This is a genomic window from Stieleria maiorica (genome assembly GCF_008035925.1).
Lineage (GTDB): Bacteria > Planctomycetota > Planctomycetia > Pirellulales > Pirellulaceae > Stieleria > Stieleria maiorica.
The window spans coordinates 3,406,122-3,431,179 of the sequence record NZ_CP036264.1; the positions used below are offsets into that span (position 1 = coordinate 3,406,122).

General features: G+C 59.9%; 16 protein-coding genes. 8 read left to right on the plus strand and 8 right to left on the minus strand.

Annotated elements, in window-relative coordinates:
• Positions 1-43 precede the first annotated feature (43 nt).
• The gene (locus tag Mal15_RS11765; protein ID WP_147867937.1) at positions 44-1,330 is read left to right on the plus strand and encodes a dihydroorotase; all 1,287 of its coding nucleotides are present in this window, start codon (positions 44-46) and stop codon (positions 1,328-1,330) included.
• Here the strand turns inward: Mal15_RS11765 and Mal15_RS11770 are convergent.
• Positions 1,320-3,824 (minus strand): DUF1549 and DUF1553 domain-containing protein, encoded by a 2,505-nt coding sequence (locus Mal15_RS11770; protein WP_147867938.1) that lies wholly within the window; start codon positions 3,822-3,824, stop codon positions 1,320-1,322. The two genes, Mal15_RS11765 and Mal15_RS11770, sit on opposite strands and share 11 nt — an antisense overlap.
• 380 nt (positions 3,825-4,204) lie before the next feature.
• Positions 4,205-5,581, minus strand: a complete 1,377-nt coding sequence (locus Mal15_RS11775) for a DUF1501 domain-containing protein (RefSeq protein WP_147867939.1) — start codon at positions 5,579-5,581, stop codon at positions 4,205-4,207.
• A 138-nt stretch (positions 5,582-5,719) separates the two neighbouring features.
• On the opposite strand from Mal15_RS11775, the gene Mal15_RS11780 reads away from it, so the two are divergent.
• The 3 genes from Mal15_RS11780 to Mal15_RS11790 all read left to right on the plus strand — a co-directional run bounded on the left by Mal15_RS11780 (position 5,720) and on the right by Mal15_RS11790 (position 10,567).
• The gene (locus tag Mal15_RS11780) at positions 5,720-6,490 is read left to right on the plus strand and encodes a class I SAM-dependent methyltransferase (RefSeq protein ID WP_167546747.1); all 771 of its coding nucleotides are present in this window, start codon (positions 5,720-5,722) and stop codon (positions 6,488-6,490) included.
• A gap of 189 nt (positions 6,491-6,679) precedes the next feature.
• On the plus strand, positions 6,680-7,906 hold the full coding sequence (locus Mal15_RS11785; protein WP_147867941.1) for a protein-L-isoaspartate(D-aspartate) O-methyltransferase: 1,227 nt from the start codon (positions 6,680-6,682) through the stop codon (positions 7,904-7,906).
• A 195-nt stretch (positions 7,907-8,101) separates the two neighbouring features.
• Complete coding sequence (locus Mal15_RS11790) at positions 8,102-10,567, plus strand: YidC/Oxa1 family insertase periplasmic-domain containing protein (RefSeq protein ID WP_147867942.1); 2,466 nt, start codon at positions 8,102-8,104, stop codon at positions 10,565-10,567.
• Here the strand turns inward: Mal15_RS11790 and Mal15_RS11795 are convergent, their stop codons facing one another.
• Together Mal15_RS11795 and Mal15_RS11800 are read right to left on the minus strand one after the other, a co-directional pair.
• Complete coding sequence (locus tag Mal15_RS11795; protein ID WP_233903413.1) at positions 10,568-11,818, minus strand: CehA/McbA family metallohydrolase domain-containing protein; 1,251 nt, start codon at positions 11,816-11,818, stop codon at positions 10,568-10,570.
• 209 nt (positions 11,819-12,027) lie between these two features.
• Entirely contained in the window at positions 12,028-12,789 is a 762-nt protein-coding gene (locus Mal15_RS11800) for an exodeoxyribonuclease III (RefSeq protein WP_147867943.1), read from the minus strand.
• Positions 12,790-13,115: 326 nt separating this feature from the next.
• Here Mal15_RS11800 and Mal15_RS11805 point away from each other — a divergent pair, with 326 nt between their 5' ends.
• Positions 13,116-15,266 carry a Tex family protein gene (locus Mal15_RS11805; RefSeq protein WP_233903414.1) on the plus strand — a complete coding sequence of 717 codons (2,151 nt, stop codon included), beginning with the start codon at positions 13,116-13,118 and terminating at the stop codon, positions 15,264-15,266.
• A 67-nt stretch (positions 15,267-15,333) separates the two neighbouring features.
• Complete coding sequence (locus Mal15_RS11810) at positions 15,334-16,020, plus strand: 3-keto-disaccharide hydrolase (RefSeq protein ID WP_147867944.1); 687 nt, start codon at positions 15,334-15,336, stop codon at positions 16,018-16,020.
• Positions 16,021-16,202: 182 nt separating this feature from the next.
• On the opposite strand, the gene Mal15_RS11815 is transcribed toward Mal15_RS11810, so the two are convergent.
• Complete coding sequence (locus tag Mal15_RS11815; RefSeq protein WP_147867945.1) at positions 16,203-17,021, minus strand: ABC transporter ATP-binding protein; 819 nt, start codon at positions 17,019-17,021, stop codon at positions 16,203-16,205.
• 178 nt (positions 17,022-17,199) lie between these two features.
• On the opposite strand from Mal15_RS11815, the gene Mal15_RS11820 reads away from it, so the two are divergent.
• A complete protein-coding gene (locus Mal15_RS11820) occupies positions 17,200-18,765 on the plus strand; it encodes a sulfatase (RefSeq protein WP_199773851.1) in 1,566 nt (521 codons plus the stop codon).
• A gap of 7 nt (positions 18,766-18,772) precedes the next feature.
• Here Mal15_RS11820 and Mal15_RS11825 read toward each other — a convergent pair whose 3' ends face one another.
• Together Mal15_RS11825 and Mal15_RS11830 are read right to left on the minus strand one after the other, a co-directional pair.
• On the minus strand, positions 18,773-19,831 hold the full coding sequence (locus Mal15_RS11825) for an ROK family protein (RefSeq protein WP_167546748.1): 1,059 nt from the start codon (positions 19,829-19,831) through the stop codon (positions 18,773-18,775).
• Between the two features lie 366 nt (positions 19,832-20,197).
• A complete protein-coding gene (locus Mal15_RS11830) occupies positions 20,198-21,358 on the minus strand; it encodes an FG-GAP repeat domain-containing protein (protein ID WP_167546749.1) in 1,161 nt (386 codons plus the stop codon).
• A gap of 348 nt (positions 21,359-21,706) precedes the next feature.
• Here Mal15_RS11830 and Mal15_RS11835 point away from each other — a divergent pair, with 348 nt between their 5' ends.
• The gene (locus Mal15_RS11835; protein WP_147867948.1) at positions 21,707-23,185 is read left to right on the plus strand and encodes a sulfatase; all 1,479 of its coding nucleotides are present in this window, start codon (positions 21,707-21,709) and stop codon (positions 23,183-23,185) included.
• A gap of 35 nt (positions 23,186-23,220) precedes the next feature.
• Here the strand turns inward: Mal15_RS11835 and Mal15_RS11840 are convergent, their stop codons facing one another.
• Entirely contained in the window at positions 23,221-24,897 is a 1,677-nt protein-coding gene (locus Mal15_RS11840) for a cation:proton antiporter (protein WP_147867949.1), read from the minus strand.
• Between the last annotated feature and the right edge of the window lie 161 nt (positions 24,898-25,058).

Below are 25,058 nucleotides of genomic sequence, written 5' to 3' on the forward strand. Positions count from 1 at the left end.
GGAATTTATTTTTTTTGACGCCCTAACAAGACGAAAGCGACTGATGAACAAGCCATTGCTGATCGAAAACGGGACGTTGATCGACCCCAGTCAGAACTTGAACCGCGTTGGTCGGATCCTGCTGGCCGGCGGCGTGATCGCGGCGATCGATCCCAGTGACGGCGACCTGCCCCAAGACCATGACGTCATCGATGCCGGCGGTTGTCTGGTCGCGCCGGGGCTGGTCGACCTGGGTGTCGAATTGCGGGAGCCGGGATACGAGGAAGACGAAACGGTGCACAGCGGATCGCACGCGGCGCTGGCCGGCGGCTACACGTCGATCTTGGCGGCATCGAGCACCGACCCGGTGATCGATTCGCACGGCGCGGTCGAATTCGTCCGCCAGAAAGCGACCCAAGCCAATGGCGCCCGCGTTTACGTCGTCGGCTGTCTCAGCAAAGGACGTTCCGGAAAACAAATGGCCGAATTGGGGCTGTTGGCCGAAGCCGGCGCGGTCGCATTCAGCGATGCCCCCCGCGCCGCGCCCAGCGATGCACTGTTGAAGCGGGCGCTAGAGTACTGTCGCATGCTCGACCGCCCGGTGATCGATTCACCCGAGGTTCCCGAGATGGCTCTGGGTGGGGTGATGCACGACGGCCAGGTTTCACTGGTGCTGGGTTTGAAGGGGCTGCCGACCGAAGCGGAGGACTTGGCCGTTGCCCGCGATGTGCGACTGGCCGAAGCGACCGACGGGCGATTGCATGTCGGACCGGTCAGCACGATGGGCGCGGTCGACATGCTCCGCCGTGTGAAATCACGCGGCGTCGTGGTGACGGCGTCGGCCTGTCCCCACAATTTGATGCTCAGCGACGCGACCATGCGGTCTTACGAATCGCGTTTCAAAGTCCATCCGCCGCTCCGCAGCCCCAGCCATGTCGCAACGCTTTGCCAAGCGGTCAAGGACAAGACGATCGATGCGATCCAGTCCGGGCACATGCCGCGCAGTCGCGAAAAGATGATGAACGATTTGGATCAATCGCCCTTCGGGATCTCGTCGCTGGAAACGGCGTTGGCCACCGCGGCAACGGCTCTGGTGCGGACCGGAACGTTGGACTGGATCGAATTGATCGACCGCATGTCCACGCGTCCGGCCCAGATCGCCGGCCTGGATGCGGGGACGCTGGGAATCGGGCGTCCGGCCGACGTCACCGTCATCAATCCCAACGCCGGATGGAAGGTCGACCCCAGCCAATTTCGTTCGACCTGTATCAGCACGCCGTTTGCCGGCATGGAACTGATCGGTCGGGTCAAGCACACGGTCGTCGGTGGCGATTTGCGTTTCAGTGATTGAACGTAAATTCGGTGCTGGTCAGCACGCTCCAGGCGACATCTTGCAGCCCCGTGATCCGATCGGCATCACCGTACTCGCCCAGCACTCCCAAAAGCGTCTTCATTTCATCGGCCTGGGGCTCGCGGGCCAACCCGCGCAGGAACAACTGCCGGATGATCGCTTCGTCATCCAGCCCTTCGGCGACCGCTTCGGTCAACACATTTCGCTTTGCGGCCAACTTGGGATTCAGTGTGTCGCCGTTTGACAGGTGCAGCACCTGAACCATGCTGGGTTGGTCACTGCGTTCACATTCGCAGGTGATTTCACGCGGGTTGCGGCCGAACGTCTTCAAAAAGTACGAGTTCACCGAAGCGTCAAACAGCTCGATCGCGCGGGTTCCGGTTTCGTAGAAGTCTGTCTTTTGGCGGTCTGCGCCTGGAAACGCCAATTCGTTGAACGTCGTTGATGTGCCGAGCACTTGGTCGATCGAATCCAACAGGACCTCGGCCATCAATCGTCGCGGATAGTACCGGCTGTGGTATTTCGATTCGCTTTGGTTTTGGGCCAACGGGACGCTGCTGCGTTGGTACGTTTCGCTCTGCAAGATCGTCCGCATCAGTTGTTTCAAATCAAAGTCGACGTCGATCAAGTGGTCGCTGAGTGCGGTCAGCAGGGATTCGTTGGACGCGGGATTACTCAGCCGCAGATCATCGACTTGTTCGACCAACCCGCGGCCGAAGAAGTTGGCCCAGATCCGGTTGCTGATCGAACGGGCAAAGTACGGATTGTCTGGATCGGTCATCCACCGGGCCAGCACCTGGCGTCGATCGGCGGGGTCATCGAAAGCGATCGGATCGGCGTCCAGCGGGGCCGGCGGTTGGGGTTTGCCGCGATTGGGCTGGATCAATTCGCCGCGCGTCGAAACGTACAGCGTTCGCAATCCGTCACCGTTGCGGCCGTCACCACCCCAGCCTTTGGCGCGGACGCGGGCGAACAGATTGGCCATCGCGTAATACTGGTCGTTGGTCCATTTTTCCAGCGGATGGTTGTGGCATTTGGCGCAACCGATCGAAAGCCCCAGGAACGCTTGGCACGCGTTTTCGGTCATGTCCTCGGGTGATTGATGCAGCGCGTAAAAATTGGTCGCGCCGTTTTCGTCACTGCGTCCGGTCGCGGTTAAAATCTCGCGGACGAATTCGTCCCAGGGCTGGTTCGCTTGCACGCGGTCTCGGACCCACGCGTAATAGGTTTTTACCGCGATCGGACGCAAGCGTGTTCCGTTGATCAGCAACATGTCGGACCACTTGTACGCCCAGTAAGACACGAAGTCGTCACTGGAAAGCAGGCGTTCGATCCAGGCGTCGCGGCGGTCGCGTGCGTCGGAATCCAGGTACAACCGCCGTTCCTCCGGCGTCGGCAATCGCCCGATCGTGTCCAGTGTCGAACGTCGTAAGAAGGCTTCATCGCTCGAGCGTGGCGACGGTAGCAACCGCAGGGTTTTCAGTTGAGCCAGGTTTTCTTGGTCGATGAAGTTTCGTCGAGGTGCGTTTTCGTAACGCTCCGTCGGCGCCTCGTGCTGAAAGGGGACCGTCATCCTCGCCAGCACGACTTTGCTGCCGAACCAAACCAGCACGGCGGCTTCACCGCTTCCCCGCACGACGGCCAACCCGTCTTCATCCACCCCGGCGACGGCTTCGTCGGTCGCGGTGAACTTGGCCCAGTGGGTGACGTCGACGACACGTCCGTCGTCGTAATGGGCGCTGACCAAGACCTGGGAGGTATCACCCGGCGACAGCATCGCGTTTTCTGGTAAGACAGAAATTCGCTGTAGCGACGGATCGTCATCGGCGGGCGGGGCGGCGCCGTTGGCGATCCATTCGCTGAGCACGCGATAGTCACGCGAATCCACATCCAGTCGCAGCCCGCCTTTGTGCGGCAGGGCGCCGGTCGGTTTGGCCAACAACAGGCTACGCCCCGGGTCCGCCATCTCAATGCGTCGTCCACGGGCCTCGCGCGTGATCGACAAAAAGTCTTGCTCGCAGTCGTAGCCGCGCAGCGAAAGCCGGAAACCGCCTTTACCGGCCAGCGCGCCGTGGCACGCGCCCATGTTGCATCCCGCTTTGGCAAGTACCGATTGAACATCATTTCGAAAACTCCATCGATGCTCCGCCTCGGTGCCCGTGACGACGACCGGGACCTGCGCGACTTCGTCACCGACCCGGCACTGAAGTGTCGTTTCGCCATCGGAGACGGCCTTCACGATGCCGTCATGAATCGTCGCGACCGTTGAATCGGTAATCGTGATGCTGTAGCGCTGCGGATCAAGCACCGACGACGGCAATTGATCACGAACCGAGACGATCGAAACCCGCTGTCGGCCTTCGCCGCCGAACAGCTGGATCGTCCGCGGAAGCACGGCGAAACCCGAATCGTCGGCCGAGGCAGGGGTCGGGCAAACGAGCGAGAGTGCGGCCGCGAGGAAAACGGAACAGGAGGAATTCGATAATGGTCTCATCAGACGCGTTGGGGAGGTAGGAAAAGGAATGCGAGAATATGCAACAAGTTAAACGGCGGCTTCATCCAAGCCGTGACGAAATCCTCGCTGGAGGAGGTCGCAAGGGTTTTGAGTCGTTGATTGTTAAAGGGCTTTACCACTTCCCCTGGCCGTCCCAAACAAGGACGGTTAATGCCCACGGATGGCAGCGCGAACCCACGGATCACCGACCGCATGACATCCGTGGGTTCGCGCTGCCATCGGTGGGCTTTTTTTGATTCTCCCTGACCTCCATCGTGAACGCAGCACCTCAAGGATAAAACCTCCCCGCTAAGAAGTATTTTTTTTAAGTTGATCCGCATGCCGCTCGCTGCGCCCGACATTCCTGTAGGGCGGGACGTTTACACGAACAACTCTTTGACTTCGCGCATTCCGAAATCGACCAGTGGGAACGGGCGGCCGCCGGGGCCCGGGATCTCGGCTTCCAGGTCTAGTCCCAATGAATGGAAGACCGTGGCGATCAGTTCGCCCGGTTGTGTCGGTCGGTCGGCGGGCACGGCACCGATCGGATCGCTCGCTCCGATCGCCCGTCCGCCTTGCACGCCGCCGCCGGCGAACGTGGTCGAAAAACACTGCGGCCAATGATCCCTGCCGCCGGCAGGATTGACCTTCGGCGTACGTCCGAATTCGGCCAAACCACACACCAGCGTGTCATCGAGCATTCCGCGGTCGGCCAAGTCGGTCAGCAGTGCCGAATACCCTTGGTCGTACATCGGTGCGACGATGTTCTTCATGCCTTCGATGGTCGTGAAGGGTTTGCTGCCGTGGATGTCCCAGGTGACTTCGTTGAACACGGTCAGGAACGTGTTGATGGTGACGAATCGCACGCCGGCTTCGATCAACCGTCGCGACAACAGGCAACATTGTCCGAATCGGTTCATGCCGTAGCGCTCGCGCACCTTCGTCGGCTCTTTCGTCAAATCGAACGCTTCGCGCGCCTGCGTGCTGTTCATCAACCGGTAGGCGGCTTCGAAATTCTTGTCCAGCATCTTGGCCGACTCGGTCGCTTCGAGTTCCTTCATGCGGCCTTCGATCGCGGCCCGCATACGTCGGCGACGATCGATCCGCACATCGCCCAAGGTCGGCGGCGGCAACAGATCGGGGACTTTGAAATTCGGTTTGCTCGGGTCAGCCATCAACGCGAAGGGATCATAGGTCTTGCCCAGAAAGCCGCCGGCTTGACCGTTGGGCAGGTTGCCACCGCCGCGGCCCATTGTTTCGGGCAGCACCACATGGGCGGGCAAATCACTGCGGCGTCCTCGCATGTACTGCAACACTGCTCCGGCATGCGGGTAATTCACTCCGCCCGTGAATTGGCGGCCCGTTTGAAGCATCTGCCACCCGGCATCGTGCACGGCCGCGGCGGTGTGATAGCAGGAACGGATGATCGAAAACTTGTCGGCGATTTCGGCGTGTCGCGGCAGGATTTCGGAAAGCTGGAAATCGCCCTTGGTGGAAATCGCTTGGAAGGGACCGCGGACCTCTGCGGGGGCCTCGGGCTTCATGTCGAACGTGTCCAACTGGCTTGGCGCCCCCAGATTAAAGATCATGATGCAGGATCGATTGTCCTTGTGGGGATCGACGACGCCACGTTCGGCGGCGGCCAGGTATTGGGGCAGACCCAGCCCCAACGCTCCCAAGGTTCCGATTTGCAAGAAGTCTCTACGGGTGGTGCCGTTGCAGGTGTGGGACGTTCCGCGAGCGGTCAGATTTAACATGACGATTGCGAGGACGCGTTTGGAAGGAGGGAAGGCCGCAGCGTTGGGGGCCGCCGCCGGGGGACCGTTTATTCTATTCGATTCAACGATCAATCGCAGAACCGAAGTTCGAAATCAGATCACAGCGGGAGGATTTTCTTGGACGCGACGCAATTCAATCGACGAGCCTGGGACAATATCGCGACCAGCCGGCGAAAGTGGTTCACACCGGCAGGGACGACCGAGATCGAGGCGGCTCGGCGCGGTGATTTCTCGATTCGTCTGACCGCGACCAAGCCGGTGCCGGAACGTTGGATCGGAGACGTCCGCGACAAGGCGATCCTGGCGTTGGCAGCGGGGGGTGGGCATCAAGGTCCGCTGTTGGCCGCGGCCGGTGCACGCGTGACCGTGGTCGATTTCAGCGCCGGTCAGTTGGCGATCGATGAGAAGCTGGCCCAAGAACACCGGCTGACGATCCAGACGGTCCAAGCCGACATGGCCGATATGAATTCGATCGCCGGCGAACAGTTTGATATCGTGATTAATCCCTGTTCGGTCAACTTCGTCAGCGATGTCCGCCCGGTTTGGCGGGAAGCGGCGCGCGTGCTCAAGCCGGGCGGGGCATTGATCAGCGGGATGATCCAGCCGGTGAATTTTCTGTTCGATGCCGTCAAACGAGACCGTGGCAAGTTGAAGGTGCGGTTCAAGATCCCCTACAGCGATCTGGATCTTCCGCCCGAGGAACGCGAACAAACGATCGGACCGGAACGGCCGATCGATTTTGGTCACTCGCTCGCCGATTTGATCGGCGGACAACTCGACGCCGGGTTCATGCTGGCGGATATAATGGAAGACGTCTGGGGAGGCGACGATAAGTTGTCCGACCACATCGCGACCTTCATGGCCACCCGTGCGGTCAAACGAACGTGACCGACGTGGAAGAGGCTTTTGGTACGGCACCGCCGCTTGGTTTTCGGGTAGTGGACGAGGCGACGAGTCCATTCGGATTGCGATCTTGCGAGGACTCCTCGCGTCGTCCACTACCGTTGACCCGCACCTCAACGCGAAGCGGAATATGAGAAGCCTGTCCACTCCAACCCTTCAAAACCCAGTGCTGCCATGAGACGACCGCTTGCCATCGTGATTCTACTGATCGGGGCCGCGACGGCGACCTCGGCCGATCGTTTCCAGGCCGCTCGCGATCGGCTGGTCGACCAACGCGTGGCGACCGCCGGCGTGACCGACACGCGGGTGTTGGATGCGATCCGTCGGACGCCCCGCCATGAATTCGTGCCCAAGAGCCAGTGGCCGCGGGCGTACTACGACATGGCGTTGCCGATCGGTCACTCGCAAACGATCAGCAGCCCGTTCATCGTCGCCTCGATGACCGAAGCCCTGCAGCCGCAATCGACCGACAAGGTGCTGGAGATCGGTACCGGTAGCGGATACCAGGCGGCCGTCTTGAGCCCCCTGGTGGAGCACGTCTACACGATCGAGATCGTGCGGGAGCTCGGTGAACGCGCCGCTGAAACGCTGGCCCGGCTCGATTATGGCAATGTTTCCACCAAGATCGGCGACGGCTTTCTGGGTTGGCCCGATGCGGCACCGTTTGACAAGATCATCGTCACCTGCAGCCCCGAATCCGTGCCCACGCCGCTGATCGAACAATTGCGCGAAGGCGGGGTGATGATCATCCCGGTCGGCGAGCGTTATCAACAAACCTTGTACCGGCTGATCAAGACCGATGGCAAATTGATTCGCGAAGCCTTGCGTCCGACGCTGTTTGTGCCGATGACCGGCGAAGCGGAAGAAAGTCGAACCACACTACCGGATCCGGCCAATCCGGAGGCCGTCAACGGAGACTTCGAAGCGGCGCCCTCGGGCGATGAAGCCTCTTTGCTGGAATTCGTCCCCGGTTGGTACTACGGACGCCAGGTCACGCAAGTGGAATCCTCCGCCGGCGACAGGGCTCCCCAGGGCAATCGCTACGCCAGCTTTCGTAACGAAACCCCTGGCCGCAACTCCCACCTGCTGCAAGGGATTGCGATCGACGGCCGCGAAGTGTCCCAGATTCGCTTGAGCGGGACGGTTCGTACCGAAGACATTCAGAAGGGGCCGGGCAGCGATGCGATGCCGATGATCGCGATCTCGCTGTACGACGAACTGCGCAGTGACCTGGGGACGTTTTATTTGGGGCCGTTTCGCGGCAGCCGAGATTGGCGCCAGCACAGTCGGTTGATCCGGGTGCCGATCAAGACCCGAGAGGCGATTTTGCGTGTCGGCCTGTTCGGAGCGACCGGCCGGGCGGACTTCGACGACGTCCGATTGGAAAAAATCGGCCGCTGAGCGGCTTCTTCCCCTCTTCGCCTTCCCAAGATCCTCCCTGGGGGCCAGAATACGCGCCCGGAACGCTCATTTTTCAGCCCTTTACCCCCACCGCAAACCACTCCCAGGCGTTCCCGTTCGATACCCAGGCGTGCCAACCCACGTCGAATCACCGCCGGTGGACTTTCCCCTACATCCAACCAAACCGGATCGATCGTGGATCGCCGCACCTACACGTTTGTCGTCGCATCGGCGGCATTCCTGTTCTTTTACCTGTCCCTCCGTGCCGTCGTCGCACCGCCGCAGCCCGAACAAGCTCCGCCGGCCGATCAAGCCGCCGAAGTTGCCGCGCAGGACGGTGGGGACGTCGCCCAGGCCGAATCGACCGCGCCGACCAGCGACGAAGTCCTGGGATCAGGCGACGAGGACGCGGAATCAGAGACCCCGGAAACAGCGGGAATCGCATCGACGAAAGGGGAAACCGAGTGGTTCACGATCGGATCGATGGATCCGGCGGATAAGCACAACCTGCTGATCACGTTTCGCAATCGCGGCGCGGGCATCGAGCGGATCGAAATCACCACCCGCGACGAAAACGGCCGCTTTGCCTATCGCCGCGTCGACACACGAAGCGGCTATCTGGGCTACTTTGCCGGCCAACCCAACGCAAAGATCGACGGCGTCACGGTCAATGTCGTCGGACCGGGAACTCCCGCCGCGCTTGCCGTGGCCGCCAGCGGGGAAAAAGGCATTCAGGTCGGTGACGTGATCGTGGCGATCGGCGAAACCCCGATCGCGTCGGTCAGCGACATTCAAGAATCGCTTGCCACCTCCAAACCGGGCAACGCGGTCACCGTGGAAGTCGTCCGCGGCGGCGATTCGACCAAGACGTTATTGTTCGAAGCCAAACTCTCCGAGCACCCGCTGGATCTGATTCGGTTGGCAACCTACGGCGGCGACGATGAAATCAAAGGCAACCTGTCGCGTCTGTCCTGTCTTGTCACCCTGGCCCAAGTCGGCCGCAAATCGATCCCGATCGGAGAGCGATCGTTGCAATCGATGGCCGACCCCGAATCGCTGATGTGGACCGCCAGCCAACAGACCGGCGATGACGGCAGCGAGACGATCCGTTTTGAAACCACGATCGGTTCCCAGGCTTTGGAAAGCATCGGCGGAGAACCGGTGCGGATGACGCGGACGTTTACGATTCGGCCCCGCAGCTACGTCGTCGACATGGACGTCGAAGTCGTCAACCTGGGCGAAAATCCGCAAAACCTGGCACTGCGTCTGGAAGGCCCCAACGGGATCACACCCGAAGGCTGGTGGTACAGCAACAAGATCAGCCCCAACTTCAGCGGAGCAGCCGCCCGTGACGCGGTCTACCGAACGACGGCCGATGGGCATGGATTGATCAGCGGGATGACGCTGCTGAAAGAAGCTCGCAAGACGCCCGAGGACCCCAACTATCCCATCTTCGCCTCCGACAGCAGCGAAGCGGCGAGTGATTTGAAATACATCGGCGTCGACGCCCAGTACTTTGCCGTCGCGTTCATGCCGCCGCCAGAAAAATCCTCGGTGGGCTCCTACGACCGCGCCAGCGCAACGATCGTCGCGGACGCCTCGGACATCGAAAAACACAAAGAGAGGGCGGTCAACGTTTCGTTCTTCCTGAATGGAAAGACCATCGAGGTGCCGCCGGGCAAAGGGTTCGGCCAATCGGTCCAAATGTTTGCCGGACCGAAAGAGCCTGACTTGTTGGATCAACACGGGATCGGCGACTTCGTCTATTACGGCTGGTTCTCGTTCTTTTCCAGCCTGCTTTCCGGGCTGTTGCATATCCTGCAAAGCATCGTCGGTAACTATGCCGTCGCGATCGTCTTGTTGACCGTGATCGTCCGCGGTTGCATGTTCCCGCTTAGCCGAAACGCCGCGGTCAACGCCCAGCGGATGCAAGAGTTGGCGCCGGAAATGAAGAAGATCGCCGAGAAGTACAAGGACGACATGGAAGGCCGCTTGAAGGCCCAACAGGCGCTTCAAAAACGCGTCGGGTTCAACCCGCTGGCCGGTTGTTTGCCGATGTTTTTGCAGTTGCCGATTTTCATGGGCCTGTACCGCGCCCTGTCGGTCGATATCGACCTGCGGCAAAAACCGCTCTGGTCGCCCAACGGCTGGGCATCCAACTTGGCCGCCCCGGATCAATTCATGTACTGGGGCGACTGGATGCCGGACTTCATCGCCGGGCGTGGCACCGGATGGTTGGGGCCTTACTTGAACATCCTGCCGATCTTCGTCGTCGTGTTGTTCATCACCCAACAAAAGCTGTTCATGCCGCCGGCCACGGACGAACAGACCGCGATGACCCAAAAGGTCATGACGATCATGACCTTGTTCATGGGCCTGTTCTTCTTCCGCGTTCCCGCCGGTCTTTGCATCTACTTCATCGCCAGCAGCCTGTGGGGCATCGGCGAGCGTCTGCTGGTCAAGAAAACGTTGCCCAAGGGCAAGCATTTCGACCTGGACGGCGACGGCGATGTGATCGATGCCGTCGCCACTAAGAGGAATGGCGATGGGAAGAAAACACTGACCGAGAAACTTCTCGAGCAGGTCAACCAGAAAACGCCCGAGCCCCCGACGACGCCGCCGAGTAAACGGAAGCGTCCGCCGAAAAAGAAGAAACGCTGATCACTGCTTCCAGCCGACCGGCTGAGTCCACGCTTGTTGCAACTGATCGGGGAACGACGGATCGACGTGCGGCCGGTCGCTGGTGACCACCGCACGCACATACAATTCGTTGCCGGTCATCTGGTATTTCGCAGTTGTCCCCTCTTGCGAATCGACCACGACGCCGATCTTGTGCAGGTCCGCCGCGTTGCCTTCGGCGGATTCATCCCTCAGTGTGGCGATGAAATCGGTGCGATAGGCCGCGCCGATCTCCGCCTGAATGTCGACGGACAGTGTTCGCGTCGATTCATCGAAGCTGACGTCGGCGAGCGACACGCCGCTGGATGCATAAAAGTCGCCACGTTTCATCGCTTGGATCAGGTGTTCGGGCGTCAAGAAACGGCTGCGAACCATCACCCAGCCGCGTCCCGGGCGTGACCCCGGTTTGCCGTGATATTCGTGTGAGTCATCGGTGGCCAGTCCCATGATCGGCGCGATGCCGGCGGCGCCACAGCGGATCGCGTTGATTTGGTCCCACATCTGTTCGATGCCGGGGTGATCCTTGTCGCCGAGATGATTGACGCCCGGGTGGCCGTTGTAGACTTCAAAGAACCGTTCCGAGGCCACCGCGGCCAGATCTTCGGCGGTCATCGCATAGCCGAAATTGGGGTGATTGATGTGCGGCAAGACTTCGCGGCCGTGAGCCTTTTCGTGTTCGAGGATGATCCGCAGGTTGTTTTGCATCGCTTCGCGGACCGTCGCTCCACCGGCCGGCGCGATCACCTCGGCCAAATTGGTGGCATTGATGTGCACCGGTTTCCCTTCCGAACGATCACTGATCTCTTCGGCGGGAATCATGATGAATCGGCCTCGTTCTTCCAGCAGATGCCGAAACTCATCCAACGGCTTCAAGCGGATTTCTTGGTCGCCGGTCTCCGGGTTCGCTCGCGATTCCACCCAGTGGTCGCCGAAGCGATCTCGATAGCGACCGACCACACCGTCATCGCTGCGGGCAACGATCTTGGTGACACCCATCCAACGCATGCCTTCGCTCAACACGTTGTGATCGGTCAGGGCAAGAAACTGGTAACCCTGCTGGCGATACCAATCCGCGATCATTTCCGGAAACTCGTCGCCGTCGCTCCACAGCGAATGGGTGTGTAGATTGCCTTTCCACCAACGGACCTGATCGTCCATCACGGGTTCCGCGGCCACGGAGATCAGGGGAAACACGCCAAGGGTGGCGATGATGAAACAAAACAGTCGATTCATGGTTTGGATCGTCTCGAAGCTAAAGGATTCGTTCGTCGTCGTAGCTACGCTCGCCAGAGCGTGGTCAGCACAACGCGTGGAAAGCATAGCAGACCCACCTTCTGGCGAAGGTAGCTACGTTTCCCCAGCAGATTCCGGCGTGTAGCGCGCCAAGCGAGGTTCAGTCTAACCGGGATCACCCCTGCGACGATCGGGCGCGCGCGCCTGCGCTACTCCACCAATGTCAATTCGACCGGGCAGTGATCCGATCCGAACACGTCGCTATGGATTTTGGCACCGGCCACACGATTCCAAAACCGTTTCGACACCCAAAAATAATCGAGACGCCACCCGACGTTCTTCTCGCGGGCGTTCATCCGGTACGTCCACCAGGTGTAGTTGCCAGGCCCCTGATCGAACTGGCGAAACGAATCGATGAACCCGGCCTTGGCGATGTTGTCCAAGCCCGCGCGCTCTTCGTCGGTGAATCCGGCGTTCTTGCGGTTGGATTTGGGGTTGGCCAGATCGATTTCCTGGTGGGCACAATTCACATCGCCGCAAAAGATGACCGGTTTACGTCGATTGAGCTTTTTGATGTAAGCCAAAAAGTCGGCGTCCCACTGTTGGCGGTACTCCAACCGCACAAGTCCTCGTTGGGAGTTGGGCGTGTAAACATTGACGACGTGAAAATCCTCATACGTCGCCGTCACCACCCGACCTTCTTGGTCGTGTGACTCGTCACCGATTCCAAGGCTGGTCTTTTTCGGCGCGGATTTGCTCCAGATCGTCGTCCCGCTGTAGCCCTTTTTGGTGGCGCAGTTCCAGGTCTGGTGGTAACCGAGGTCGTCGGCCCACGCCAAATCCACTTGTTGTGGCTCGGCTTTGGTTTCCTGCAAGCACAGGATGTCGGGCTGGTGGACTTCGACGAACTGGCGAAACCCCTTGTCCATCGCCGCACGGATTCCATTCACGTTCCAAGAGACCAGCTTCATGATTGTATTTGTTCGGGTTTAGCAATTGATGAGGTAAAGAACGAGTAGTCTACCGCAACTAAATTTTCGCATTTGTCGATGCGTTCGGATAGTCGCCGTGTTCTCCGAACTCGGCGCCCCGAAAGCGAAGCTTTGTTCCACGCCGACCTCGGAGAGGACGGCGACTGTCCAGCCCAGCCGAAAACGAAGCTGAGACGGAAGACGAGTGCTGCGATCCCACTCTCCCCCCGCTACTCTTCCATCGAGAAAAGATTCGCTATAACTTTCCGCCGGTCAAAAACGCTTCGAAAACCGCCAAACACGAACACGGACGAGGTCGCGCCGCGATGGACGAACAAACGTTGAAACAAATTGCCGACGATCTGGGGCTGCCGCTGGCCAAGGTCCGCAAGGCGGTCGAATTGTTGGACGAGGGGAACACCATCCCCTTCATCGCACGCTACCGAAAAGAAGCGACCGGAACGCTCGATGAAACGCAGTTGCGGGCGATCGAAGACGCAATGGAGCGTGCCGCCGCCTTGTCCGCTCGCAAAGAAACGGTGTTGAAAACCATCAGCGAACAAGGGCAGCTGACCGACGCGCTGCGGAAGGAAATCCAGCAGTGTGCCGACCTGCGCACGCTGGAAGCCATCTACCTGCCCTACAAACCGAAACGCCGCACTCGGGCCACGATCGCCCGCCAGCGGGGACTGCAACCGCTGGCGGATCTGCTCACCAGCCAGCGAAAACTCAATCGATCCAAACAGGACGTCTTGGCCGCGTTTGTTGACGCGGAAAAAGAAGTCCCCGACGGCCAGTCCGCACTCGCCGGAGCATTGGACATCATCGCCGAACAGTGGTCGGAAGATCCCCAGACCCGCACTTGGCTGGCCGACCAAGCCACCAAGTTCGGCAAGGTCACTTCGGTCGTCAAACGCGGGAAGAAGAACGCCGAAGGTGCGGAGAAGTTCGACCAGTACTTTGATCGGCAAGAATCGGTCAAGCGGATTCCCGGACACCGGCTGCTGGCGATGTTGCGGGGATCGGCCGAGGGCGTGCTGCGTCTGGGCGTGGAGATCGAAGGGGATCGTGAGCTGCGTGATCTGAAACGCAAGCTGCTGCCCGATCGAGACTTCGAATTCTTTCACGATCTGGACGGCTGTGTCGAAGACTGCTACGAGCGGTTGTTGATGCCGGCGACCGAATCATCCGTCCTGGCACAGTTGAAAGAACGCGCCGACGCGGAAGCGATCGAAGTGTTCGGAAAAAACCTGCACGAGCTTCTGATGGCACCGCCGGCCGGACCGCGGGTGACGATCGGGATTGATCCCGGATTCCGAACCGGATGCAAGGTCGCCGTGGTCGACGGGACGGGAAAGTTTCTGCAGCACGCGACGGTTTATCCCACCCCGCCCAAAAGCGACACCAAGGCCGCCGCCGACACCTTGCTGGCGTTGATCCGAAAGCACAACGTCGAACTGATCGCGATCGGCAACGGGACCGCGTCACGCGAAACCGACGCTTTCGTTTCCGACTTGATCCGCGATCACAAGTTGAACATCACCAAGGCGACCGTCAGCGAATCGGGGGCATCGATTTATTCCGCTAGCGAAGTGGCCATCAAGGAGTTCCCCGATTTGGACATCACCGTCCGCGGCGCGATCAGCATCGCCCGACGGCTGCAAGACCCGCTAGCGGAGCTGGTGAAAACCGATCCGAAATCGATCGGCGTCGGCCAGTACCAGCACGACGTCAATCAAACTCAGCTCCGCAAGTGCCTGGATCGCACGGTCGAATCCTGTGTCAATCAGGTCGGCGTCGATTTGAACATGGCCAGCGTCTCGCTGCTGTCGCACGTCGCCGGGATCGGACCCAAGTTGGCCGAACGGATCGTGGATTACCGCGACAACCACGGCCGATTCGCCAGCCGCAGCGAGCTGACGTCGGTTCCCAAATTGGGAAAGAAAGCGTTCCAGCAGGCGGCGGGATTCTTGCGGATCCGGGGCGGTGACCAACCGTTGGACCAATCCGCCGTGCACCCGGAAAGTTATTCATTGGTCCGGCGGATCGCCAAGCATCTGAAATCCGATGTGTCGGCGATCATCGGGAATCCACAAATCTGTCAAAAAGTCCGCCCCGAAGACTTTGCCGATCAAACCTTTGGCGTCGTCACGGTCCAGGATATCTTGGCGGAACTTGCCAAACCCGGGCGGGATCCACGCAGTGAGTTTCGGGCGGTGAAATTCGATGACACCGTCAGCGAAATCGGCGACGTCAAACCCAACATGGTGCTCGAAGGCGTGGTCACCAACGTGACCCACTTTGGCGCGTTCGTCGACTTGGGCGTGCACCAGGACGGCTTGATTCACATCTCCCAGCTTTCCGACCAGTTCGTTTCCGATCCCAACGCCATCGTTTCGGTCGGGGATGTTGTCAAGGTCAAGGTGCTGGAGGTCGACGTCCCACGAAAACGCATCTCATTGACGCGAAAGTTTTGACCGCGCCGCGGCCCATTGATCTATAATCTGTCCCTCCCCCAGTTACCCACCTTTTTTGAGACCCCCAATGCTCCGCAGATCTTTCGCAACGTTGCTGACTGTTTTCGCTTTTTCGGTCCTGTCCATGAGTGTTTCCGGTGCCGATGACGGCTGGACTCCTCTATTCGACGGTAAAACGCTGGACGGCTGGTCCGTTAAAAGTGGATTCGCGACCTACAAGGTCGAAGACGGCGGCGTGATCGCCGGCAAAACCGCCGCCGGCAGCCCCAACACGTTTTTGACCAGCGACAAACAGTTCGGCGATTTCGAATTGATGTTCGAAGTCAAGGTCGACGACGGACTCAATTCCGGTGTTCAAATCCGATCGCTGCTGAAAAACGTCGATGCCGAAAACTCCCACGGCGGCCGTCTGTATGGTCCCCAAGTCGAAATCGAATCAGGACCGGGACAAGCCGGCTTCATTTACGGCGAAGCGACCGGCCGTGGATGGTTGTCGCCCGAACCCCAATCGAAAGACAACTCCGTCAACCAACACGACCACTTCAAAAACGGCCAGTGGAATCAATATCGCGTGGTCGCCAAAGGCCCGAACATCAAGGTCTGGATCAACGGTGAGATGATCGCCGATTTGACCGACGAAGAAATCTACAAGACGCACCCCAAAGGCATGTTCGGGTTACAGGTCCACGGCATCGGCAAGAAGACCGAAACCTATGAAGTCCGCTGGCGCAACTTGAAGATCAAGCCGCTGTAACGTCGCCAGCGGTTCGCTGCGCCGCCACGTTCCCGGGCTCCGCCTGGGACGGGAATTTCTGGAGGCTCCGCCTCCCGTTGTGCGCCTCGGTGTGGCGGGAGCCACATCGGCAGTGCGTTCCAAGGCAGAGCCTTGGAACAAGACTGTTTCCGCAGGCGGCAAAAGCCTGGACACCAGCGCAGCTATCCCCTATCCATTTCCGCGCGGTACCAGCCGTCGGCTCGTGCGTCCACGTCGACGTGGGCGCGAAACAGCGACGAGATTCTTGTCGCCGTCAGCCCTTCTGACTTCGGCCCGTCGAATGCGATCCGGCCACAGTCCAGCAGGACGACGTGATTCATCGCCGGCGGGATCTCGTCCAGGTGGTGAGTGACCAAGACCATCGTCATGGCATCCTGCATCGTGATCGATTCCAGGATCTCCAAAAACATCGCCCGGGCGGTCATGTCCAGTCCGTTGGTCGGCTCATCGAGCACAAAGATCTTGGGCTGATGCACGATCGCCCGCGCGATCATCACGCGCCGTCGTTCGCCGGTGGACAGCGTGTCGAGCGTCCGGTGTCTCAAATCGGACATTTGGACCGTTTCGATGGCACGGTCGATGGCGTCGGCCATGGTGTGATCCACGCTGGGGCCGAATTCTTTCAGGCGTGTGGCCGTGAATCCGCTGGCGACTGCCTCGGAAACGGTCATGCGACCGGTTCGACCGAAGCTGAATTCATAGTCCAACGCCGGTGTTACGATTCCCATTTGGCGACGAAGCTTGCTGACCTCCCACTCGGATTCCCCCAAGATCCGGACCGTGCCCTGGTGCCCGCGTTTTTCCACCGAAGGGTAAAAGTCACGCGTCAACAGTTTCAGCAACGAACTCTTGCCCGACCCGTTCGGTCCCAGAACTGCGGTGTGACGTTTGCGAGGGATCCGAACCGAGACCTCCCGCAGAATCTGCGTTTGTTCTCGAAAGACAGACACGTCGTCGATTTCGATCAGTGGTGTATCCAAGGCGGGGGCATCCCCTACTGTGGTGAGTCAAAAGGGTGGGCAGGTGATTTAGAAAACAGACGCCGGGAAACCGGCGCGTCAGCCAAGCTTGTACAATATGAGCCACCGGGAACGATTCGTCGTCCCCCGTTCCACAGCAAGTAAGCCTGTTCCCCCCAACTAGCCCTCCCGATCCACCGTGAATTCCTCTCGATCGCAATTCGCTAAGTCCTTGCCGCTGACCTGCATCGCTTTGATCAGCATAAGCGTTGTCACATCAGTCACTGCCGTCTGCGAAGACGCGGCCCCCAAGCGTCCCAACGTGTTGATGATCGCCATCGACGACTTGAACGATTGGGTCGAACCGCTCGGCGGACACCCCCAAGTCAAAACGCCCGCGATGGCTCGATTGGCTTCTCGCGGGGTCACGTTCACCAACGCTCATTGCCAGGCTCCGCTGTGCAATCCCAGCCGAACGGCGATCATGACCGCGCGTCGACCGACCACGACGGGTGTCTATGGGTTGCAGCCATGGATTCGCAACGTGGACGCGCTGTCCGATCTGGTCACGATGCCACAGCACTTTAGCGCCCATGGATACAAAAGCTTGATCGGTGGCAAGATCCATCACGGTGCCAATGGGCGTCGCCATAAACCGGCCCAGGAAGCCGACGTGTGGGGGCCGCCGTCGAAGGTCGGTGCCCGGCCCAAGCAAAAGTTGATCGGGCCGACCCCCGGTGGCAACAACCCGTTGATGGACTGGGGAACGTTTCCACACAAGGATGAAGACAAAGGTGATTGGGAGGTCGCCAGTTGGGCGGTCGATCAACTCGCCGAACTGTCCAAGACTCCCGAACAACCTTTCTTTCTGGCCGCCGGTTTCTTCTTGCCCCATGTGCCCTGTTACGTGACACAAAAGTGGTACGACATGTACCCTGAGGAAACGTTGGTCATGCCGCCGATCTTGGAAGGCGATCGCGATGACACCTCGGAATCGTCCTGGTACATCCACTGGTACCTGCCCGAACCGAGGACGAGCTGGTTGCGAGAGAACAACCAACTGAAGAACCTGACGCGGTCGTACCTGGCGTCGGTCAGTTTTGTCGACAGCCAGGTCGGACGCATCTTGGACCAGTTGGACGCATCGGGTTTGGCCGACAATACCATCGTCGTGCTATGGAGCGATCACGGTTATCACATGGGCGAGAAAGCGATCTCTGGCAAGAACAGCTTGTGGCGTCACAGCACCCGTGTTCCGCTGATCATCTCCGTGCCCGATGGATTGACGGAGTTTGATGTCCCGGCAGCTGCCAAGTGCAATCAGCCCGCCGAACTGCTGGACTTGTACGCGACGCTTTCTCAATTGACCGGATTGCCGATCCCCGACGGCCAACAGGGACTCAGTTTGGTGCCGCAGCTGGTCGATCCCGACCAACCGCGCGAGCGTCCCGCGATCTGCACGCACAACGCCGGTAATCATTCGGTTTGCGACACCCGCTGGCGCTACGTGGTTTACGCCGACGGTGCGGAGGAACTGTACGATACCGTCGCTGACCCGTTCGAACACAAGAACCTATTGGCCCAGAGGAACACCACCGTTCAGCAGTCCGCGCAGTATCGCCAGGTGATCGACCGCTTGAGCGGTTATCTGCCCAAGGAAGAAGCTCCGTTGGCCCCCAACAGCGCGGCACGCATCCTGGAGAAGCGCGCCGACGGGTTCTACTGGGAAAACAAGAAGATCGTCCCGGAAGACAAACTCGACTGAGCCGGCATCACAGCGCCATCGTGTAGGCGAACGCGAGCGCACCGATCACGGGTGACTCGTCGCCGCAGCTTGAAAACTCCAGGCAATCGAGATTCCGGAATCCGTCGAGTGCGTGTTCGTGATACGCCTCTTCAGCGATCCGCTTGTAACGTGCTTTCACATCGGCGGACAGGTCGCACACGCCGCCGCCGATGATCAGCAGGTCGAAGTCGCCGATGTAGTTGAGGTCCAACAGCGTGATCCCCAGGGCGCGGGCCTGGTCATCAAACAACTCGAGCGCCAACGGATCTCCTTTGGCCGCCAGCCCGCGCAGCGTCTTGGCTTTGTCGCGTGTGGAACCTTCCGCCGCGTTCAATGGATGGTCGCTCCATTCTGGCAACGTCAACCGATATCCCAATTGGTGCGTCAGTCCGGTCAACGAGATCGCCGACTCGGCGGTGCACATCGCGTTGCCCACGCGTAGTTGTTGGTCATGTTCGTATCGAAAGGCATATGGCGGAAGCAGCACGTGCCCGGCGTGTCCGGCACGCCCCTCTTTTCCACGCACCACGCGGCCGTCTTGGACTTGCCCGCCACCGAGTCCGGTGCCGACGATCAACATGAACAGCGACGAAAGCTGCGTGGGGCCGGACGCCATCGGTCCGACGCGTTCCCACGTGAACGCACCGCTGCGAATCGAATACTCGCCGTACGCCGCCGCTTGGCCGTCGCCGATATAATGGACCGAGGCCCGTGGAGACCAGTCGCGGATTTTTTCTTCCAGTGTGGCGCGAAAGGGGAAGTTGTCCCACAGCTTCGGCGGCAGATTCGGCGTGTTCAGCAGCACACCGTCAAGCGTCGCCGGCCCCGGCGTCGCCAAACCCACATCGACGATTTGGTCGGTTGATCCGCCCAGGGCACCCAAGTGCGTTTCGATTTGGTCCAAGATCGCCTGGGCGGTACTTTGGGGACCTTCAGCCGTCCGCGATTCAAATTGCTCGGAAACCTGGACGACTTCACGTGCGTCGTTTCCGATTGCGATCGTCGTCGTCGTTCCGCCGACATCAATCCCGATACGATACTTCACCACTGCGGTCTTCCGTATGCTAGGCCAATTTCGCGGCATCGAGCGGCCACTTGCGTTCCGCGGATTGCCGACGTGATTTCAGAGGAGGCTTCCTCCGACCGATGTTTCGATTCTGTCGGCCGAAGGATTAGTAGCAAGCATATCCGTTTGCCGGAAAGTTTCCAAACCCTCCACGGTAATCGGCCCACCCAGGCGGTCGGGCGTTTTTCACCGTACGATCTCTCAATGTACGATGGCCCTTCCGGGCCGTCGTCCGCTGGACTCTCCGCGACGACCTGGAAAGGACGTCGTACAACCTCCGCGACCACCATAGAAGGATGCCGTCCATGGAAATGCCAGACACGAAAGGTCGGATTCGTCACAACTTCATTCCGTATCGTTAAAAAAGATCACCAGGTTCTTGGTCTGGCGAGCGGCGGCGACCAGATCGACTTTGCCGTCGCCGTTCAAATCACCGGCTTTTAAATCCTCCACGGCGACACGTTCCCGGGAGATCCGCGTTTCCCGCCACTCGGTTCCTGCGTCGTCCATCGGTGTAAACATCGTGATCCCTGGAACTCCCGGTTCGTTCATCGCGCGCCAGCCGACGATGATCTGATCGGAACCGACACCCAGAAAGTCGGCGACGGCGACCGCGTGTCCGTCCTTCAGGTCGTCGCTGAGCACGGGGAGCGGCGTCCAGAGTTCGCCTTTTTGGTCCGGTTGACGATACGCGGCGCTGCGTTGGCCGTGTTTGGGTTCGACCGTGGCGATGAAGCGTTTACCGCCGGGCAGCCGACCGTCGCGAATCTCACCGGCAAAGGGCTGGGTCAATTGGGTGGATTTCCAGCCGTCTCGCTGCCGGTCGAAATGCCATACGCCTTCTTTGGCTGCGATGATCAATTCCTCTTCCACATCCTCGTCCCAATTGACCGGGTGAAAATTGTGTGAAAGGTGCAGGAAATCACAGATGACCTCGTAATCCCAGGTCTGGTCGGGATCGTCGGGTTTCGAATACGCCAGCACCTTCAACCCCGGACCGTCGCCGTCCACACTGCCTTTGCCACGCAGGGGTTTGACCACCAATTGATAGTCGTCCTGGCCCACACGGACCCAATGCATACGGTGCGTGCTCGGTTCGTTGTGCAACTTGATCGCCCGCCATGGTTGGGTGCGGTCCGCCGGCGGATCCAGGTAGAAAACCGCCCCATCTTTGACGCTTTCGCGATAATTCCATTGGCCGCCGACCGCGATTTCGCACTTGCCGTCGCCGTCGATGTCACGCGCCGTCACGCAGACGTTGTCACGCTGTGTCAGGTCGCGGGCGATCACATGTTTCGTCCAACTCGGGTTCTGGTACCACTGGATCGTGTTCTTGTCGGCCAGCACGATGTCGGTTTTTCCGTCACCGTCGACGTCAGCCAATTGAATGCCATAGCCGATCTGGATCTGGTCGATTTCCACCGCTTTCCAAGCGAACTCCGGAACCGGATCGGCAAACGCGGGCGACGTGATCAAGCATAGGATCGCGAGTGAAGGTTTCCACATGATCATATTCCTCGTTGAATGAAACTTGGGGGACGCCTGCAACGAAGGGGACCGCGCGGCATCGTCGTTGTAAGTAGCAAACGGGATCATCACGCACCGTCGGGGCATTGGTGTCCACTCAAGCCCTCCCCAACCACCGCGTGCAATCAGAGGCGGAGCCTCGGGTGATTTCCGTTCCCAGGCGGAGTCCGGGAACGAGGCATGATACCGCACGGTTTCGCTCAGGGAGGGATTCGTCGCTTGGAGTGCTGGCCGCATCATAGCACGACTTCTGCAATAATTGGTTTGCGAATTCGATACCTTGCTTCCCGCCCATCGAGCTTCCCTACCCCCTGAGTCCACCCCGCCATGCCTCGACTACGATTCGCTTTCCCCTTGATTGTCGCGGCCGCTTGGCTGGTTTGCGGTCCGACGTTTTCCGCGATCTGCCGTGCGGCCGAGCGTCCCAATGTCCTGTTCCTGATCTGCGACGACTTGAATTGTGACATCGGATGTTACGGACACGATCAGGTCAAAACACCCCACATCGACGCGTTGGCCGGCCGCGGTGTTCGCTTTGCAAACGCACATTGCCAATACCCGCTGTGCGGCCCCAGTCGAGCCTCGTTCATGACGGGCTGGTACCCGGATCAAACGCTGATCCAACGTAATGCCATCCATCTTCGCGAGCGGGCTCCGAACGTGACCACGTTGTCACAACACTTTCGCGACGCCGGCTACTTCGCTTCCCGAATCGGCAAGATCTATCATTACAACGTGCCGCTGCACATCGGAACCGGCGGCCACGACGATCCCTATTCGTGGAACCAGACGTTCAACCCACGCGGTCGCGACGTGATCGATCAAGACCAGGTGATTACGCTGCGCCCCGGACAATACGGCGGAACACTCAGCTGGTTGGCGGCCGAGGGAACCGACGCCGAGCAAACCGACGGCATTGCCGCCGCTGAAACCGTCAGGCAATTGAAGCAGTTTTCCCAGTCCGGCGAAAACTTCTTCTTGGCCGTCGGGCTCTATCGCCCTCACACGCCCTACGTCGCACCAAAGAAGTATTTTGACCTGTATCCGATCGATCGGATCAAGGTGCCGAGCGTGCCGAAGGGGTACCTGGACACGATTCCCGAACCCGCGGCAAAGTCGCTGACACGAAAGAAAGAACAGGTCGACTTGGATCCCGATCTGGCCAGACAAGCCATCCAGGCCTACTACGCATCGATCTCGTTTGCCGACGCGCAAGTTGGCATCATCCTGGACGCACTTCGCCAAACCGGGCTGGACGACAACACCATCGTGCTGTTCACATCCGACCACGGTTATCACATGGGCGAGCACGGTCACTATCAGAAAACGACGCTGTTCGAAAACGCAACACACGTGCCGCTGGTGATCGCCGGTCCGGGCGTCTCGGACGGCGGTGTCGCCGCGACGATGGCGGAAATGGTCGACTTTTACCCGACGCTGTCGCAGCTGGCCGGGTTGCCGATTCCGAAGTCGGTTTCCGGAATCAGCCTGGTGCCCGCATTGAAAGATCCTGCTGCAAGCGTGCGTGATTCCGCATTCACCCAGTTCGATCGAGGATACAGCATCCGGACGCCGGAGTTTCGCTACACCAGTTGGGGAACCGACGGCAGCGACGGCGTGGAGTTGTACGACGTGTCCAAGGACCCCGGGGAAATGCACAACCTGGCCGACGATCCGGCCTATGCATCGCAGCGTCGGCGGCTGGCCACCCGGTTGAGCGAACGGGTCGAAGCAGCAGAAGCAATCCCCGCGGGCAGCCGACGTGTTCGCGTGCAGTTTAATCGTCAGCTGCAGTCAACGAAGTGAGGCCGCATTGTCGCCGGCAAGCAGTCCATCAGCACTCAGGCAGACCGTGTGCCACTGCTCGCCGGATCATAGCTCGATTCCCGAGTCGTCAGCCATTCATCAAGATGGCCCGCCAGGCTTTCACCGACTTGTTGTTCGTCGCCGGTTACCACATGGGCTCCGGCGGAAACAAAATCGTCGGTGTGGAGTTCATAGCGGGAGCGGACGATCGTGTGAACGTAGGGGGCGTTGCGACGAACATGCTTTAATATGGTCATCGCCGACTGGTGGTGTGGTACGGTGATCACGATCGCCTTGCATTCATTCAGCCGCGCGTGCTCCAGCACGTCGCTCTGGGTGGCGTCCCCGATCTCGGCGTGAAAACCCAGCTGTTTTGCTTTGCGGACGCCGACTTGATTGAGTTCGATGATCGTCACGCGTAGCCCTTTGTCGATCAGCGGACGGGCGGCGATCTGGCCTGCCGGTCCGAAGCCGATGATGGCGACATCCGGTGGCGGCGAAAGCGGGTCGCTGTCGTCCGTCGCTTCCGTCTGTGTTCCCGACAGGCTTGCCACCCAGTTGCCCAGCCGCGGAGCCGCTGGCACGAGGAACGCGCTCAGGAAAAACGACACGATGGCCGCCGAGACGACCAACGCGTAGGTGTCCTCGCTGACCACGCCGCTGGTTCGACCGATGCTGCCGAGCACAAAGGCGAACTCGCCGACCTGGGCCAGGCACAACCCCGTCGCAACCGAAACCCGAGTGGTTTGTCCCAGCATGGCGAAGATCACCCAGATCACCAACAACTTTCCGACGATCAATGCGGCGACGACCATCCCCACGATGTGACCGTGTTTGACGATCCAGATCGGGTCGGCCACCATCCCCGCGGCGCCAAAGAACAAGGTCAGCAAGACGACTTGCAAGGGCGAGATGTCGGCACGGATCTGGGTCGCGAATGCCGAGCTGCCCAACAGCATTCCCGCCAAGAATGCGCCCATTGCCGGCGAGATCCCGACCGCGTGCGACGCCCACGCCGCGCCCAAGCCCGTGACGACGGCAAAGATCACCGTCAACTCGCGGTTGCGATGCAACGTCAATGTGCCCAACGTCAACACCGCGATTTTGGTCAACAACAGCAAGCCGAGGATCAGTCCGCCCGCCATCAACAGCAATCGGCCGACATTCCATAGCATCTCGCCGGCGCTGCCTTCGCCGCCCAGAATCGTCATCAGCAACGCCAGCGGCACGACCGCGATGTCTTGAGTCAGCAGGACACCCAAGCTGTTGCGACCATGGGGCATCTCCACTTCGCCGCGTTCGGCCAAAATTCGCAACACCACCGCCGTACTGCTGAGCGCGACCATCGCGCCGAACGCGACGGATTCCTTGACGCCCAACCCGAACAGACTGGCGCCGGCAAACGCCAGGGCGATCGTAAAGACGACTTGTGACGCACCACCGAGCAGCGGCTTGGCGCCCAGCTTTTTCAACCGCTGGACCGAAAACTCCAGCCCCAGGCTGAACAGCAGCAGCGCGACGCCCAACTCCGCAATCGCTTCGATCTCATGTTCCGATCCGACCGCGTGGACGCTGCCGGGCCCGCCCAGAATCATGCCGGCAAACAAGTAGCCGACGATCGGACTTTGGCCGAAACGCGAGAAAACGCCGCCGACCAACAAGGATGCCCCCAACAGCACCACAATGTCGCGAAGAATTGTCCAAAGTTCCATCAATCCGCCCATGATCGGACACGAGTCAATCGGCAAAATACCGCACCAGATCCAAATGTGGCGTCCGTGAAGATTTTTGTCAGCGCAGGCGGCCACGAGTTGCAATTTAGCGGCGGGTACCGAGACGTTGAACCGATCTACCGTGATCTCGAATCCCGCAG